At 36.5% G+C, this 2,624-nt stretch carries 3 protein-coding genes; all 3 read left to right on the plus strand.

Annotation, left to right across the window (positions count from 1 at the left end; all coding sequences use genetic code 11):
* Positions 1 to 532 precede the first annotated feature (532 nt).
* A complete protein-coding gene (locus tag A3842_RS08295) occupies positions 533 to 913 on the plus strand; it encodes a GtrA family protein (RefSeq protein ID WP_074101056.1) in 381 nt (126 codons plus the stop codon).
* Between the two features lie 11 nt (positions 914 to 924).
* Positions 925 to 2,487 carry a lipopolysaccharide biosynthesis protein RfbH gene (gene rfbH / locus A3842_RS08300; RefSeq protein WP_218618667.1) on the plus strand — a complete coding sequence of 521 codons (1,563 nt, stop codon included), beginning with the start codon at positions 925 to 927 and terminating at the stop codon, positions 2,485 to 2,487.
* Between the two features lie 19 nt (positions 2,488 to 2,506).
* Positions 2,507 to 2,624, plus strand: a 118-nt coding sequence (locus tag A3842_RS31945; RefSeq protein WP_256701592.1) for a sugar phosphate nucleotidyltransferase, incomplete at its 3' end; no start/stop codon positions are given.

Below are 2,624 nucleotides of genomic sequence, written 5' to 3' on the forward strand. Positions count from 1 at the left end.
GCATTACTCTATATATGATAGACTATTCGGTTATGATCATAAAAACAATAAGTTTGTTGGAGTAAAGAAAAAAATTGTCACCAGTTAATCTGGATCAGCAATTTACTATTGAATTATTGCTAAAGCAAGGTGATATTCAAGTACCGTATGCTGCTTTAATAGGTATTCATACAGGACGGATTCAAAGGATTTAATGTTCAACAAGATAACGAAAATCAAAATTTATATAATTTTAATTATTGTAATGGCTAAGAATGGTCTCTTCCACTACAATTTTCTTTAGAAACTAATAAAATGAACTTTTTGGTTATTGCAAATGATAACGGGAATACTGAAGGTTATATTAATGGTCAATTGAAAAACACTCGGCATAGTAAATTGAATCATTTTGAAAATAGTAAAATGCGACGATCTATCGGGGATTGGGTTAAAATGGATAAAGGTTTTACAGTGAAATAAGTGAGGTGAAGGCACTTAACCGGGCTTTAAAGCCAGAGAAAATTTCACATCAATGGGGGTTAGTGGATCAAAAATGAATCAGTCTATTAAATTTATAGTAGTCGGGATATTAAATACTATTGTTGGTTTTGCGGCATATGCAGCCTTTATACATTTCATCATCGACAATTATCTATTTGCACTCATTTTTTCCCATCTAATAGGTGTGACTCATAGTTATTTATGGAATAACAAGTGGACCTTTCAACAAAAGAGTTACAATGCCAAAAGTGGTGTGAAATTTTTTTCTGTATACGCTATTACTTTTTTTGTTAACTTGTTTCTATTAACTTTATTAGTTGATACAATAGGAATGAATAAATTAATCGCTCAGGCGATAGCTCTTTTTCTAACTACAGGGGTCAGCTTTTTTGGCCACAAATACTGGAGTTTTAGAGCCTCTAAAAATTCGTAAGGGGTGTAGTAATGCTAAAGCAAGGCGTAATTGTATTAGTCAAAGAATCAGGTGAATATGCTTTGATTTCTTCTGATGCGAGAGGGAATCAGGTCGAGGTATACAATCTTTTTAATAATCTTCCCAATGGATTTTCAGAGAAGTATAACTTCGAAGTTATACACGGGGATTTGACAGAAAAATTATATTTAGATATTCGTGTTAAATCAAATATCTCTGAGGAGATTATTACTCCATTTGCTGAAATTAGTAAAACTGAGTTCGAGAAAATAATGAGACTCGATATATTATCTAAAGTTGAAAACTACTACGAGCTATTTCATTCTGATAGAAACGAAGGTTTTGATCCTGAAGCAACCCAAGTATCTTATGGGGGTCGCGTATACGACGAAAAAGAAATGAGAAGCTTGGTAGACTCCTCACTAGACTTTTGGCTTACCGCTGGTCGATATAACAAACAATTTGAAAAGGAATATGCTGAATTCCTTGGCGTTAGATACGCACTTCTGACTAACTCTGGCTCCTCTGCTAACCTCTTAGCATTTTCTGCTCTAACATCCCCGAAGCTGAAGGATCGTCAGATTAAACCGGGAGATGAAGTAATCACAGTCGCAGCGGGTTTCCCAACTACTGTAACACCCATCGTACAGAACGGTGCTGTTCCTGTATTTATCGACGTGGAATTGGGCACCTACAACATCATAGTAGATCGTATTGAAGAAGCAATCACACCAAAGACCAAAGCGATCATGGTTGCACATACAATGGGCAATCCATTTGAACTGGACAAGGTTATGGAAATTGCTGCGAAGTTTAATCTATGGGTAGTTGAAGATAACTGCGATGCACTTGGTTCTAAATTTAATGGTAAATTAACTGGTACACACGGACATATCGGTACATCAAGCTTTTACCCTCCGCACCACATGACTATGGGTGAAGGTGGCGCAGTATATACCAATAACGCTTTGCTCAAATCAATCATAGAGTCTTTCAGAGACTGGGGTAGAGATTGCTGGTGTCCATCAGGTTGTGATAATACATGTAATAAACGCTTCGGATGGGAATTAGGATCCTTGCCTTACGGATATGATCATAAATATACTTACTCTCATATTGGCTTCAATTTGCGAGTTACGGAGATGCAGGCAGCTATTGGGGTGGAGCAACTTAAAAAAGTTCCTACCTTTACTCAAGCACGTAAAGATAATTTTAAACGTTTATTTGAAGGTTTGAAGGATTTGGGAGAACACTTTATTCTTCCGAGAGCTACTGAAAATTCAGACCCAAGTTGGTTCGGATTCATGTTAACTGTACAGGATGGCGCTAAATTTACGAAAAATGAGATTGTTGAGTACTTAGAAGCAAATCGTATTCAGACGCGGATGTTGTTTGCTGGTAATCTGACTCGTCAACCAGCGTTCCATAATGTGAATTATAGAATAAGTGGAGATCTCAAGAATACTGATAAAATTATGCATGATACATTCTTAGTAGGAGTATATCCTGGATTAACTAAGGAGAAAATCGACTACGTTGTTAGTAAGATCAGAAGCTTTGTATTAGATAAATAATAGTTCGGAGGCTAATGAAATGAAGGTAGTTATTCTAGCAGGCGGATACGGAACGCGAATCAGCGAAGAATCACATCTCAGACCAAAACCGATGGTTGAAATCGGCCAGAGGCCAATATTATGGCACATTATGAAAT

Source organism: Paenibacillus sp. P3E, assembly GCF_001909045.1.
Classification (GTDB): Bacteria; Bacillota; Bacilli; order Paenibacillales; family Paenibacillaceae; genus Paenibacillus_AQ; species Paenibacillus_AQ helianthi.

Coding starts and splice junctions, on each gene's coding strand:
- A3842_RS08295 (WP_074101056.1), top strand. CDS start 533: ATGAATCAGTCTATTAAATTTATAGTAGTCGGGATATTAAATACTATT.
- rfbH (WP_218618667.1), top strand. CDS start 925: ATGCTAAAGCAAGGCGTAATTGTATTAGTCAAAGAATCAGGTGAATAT.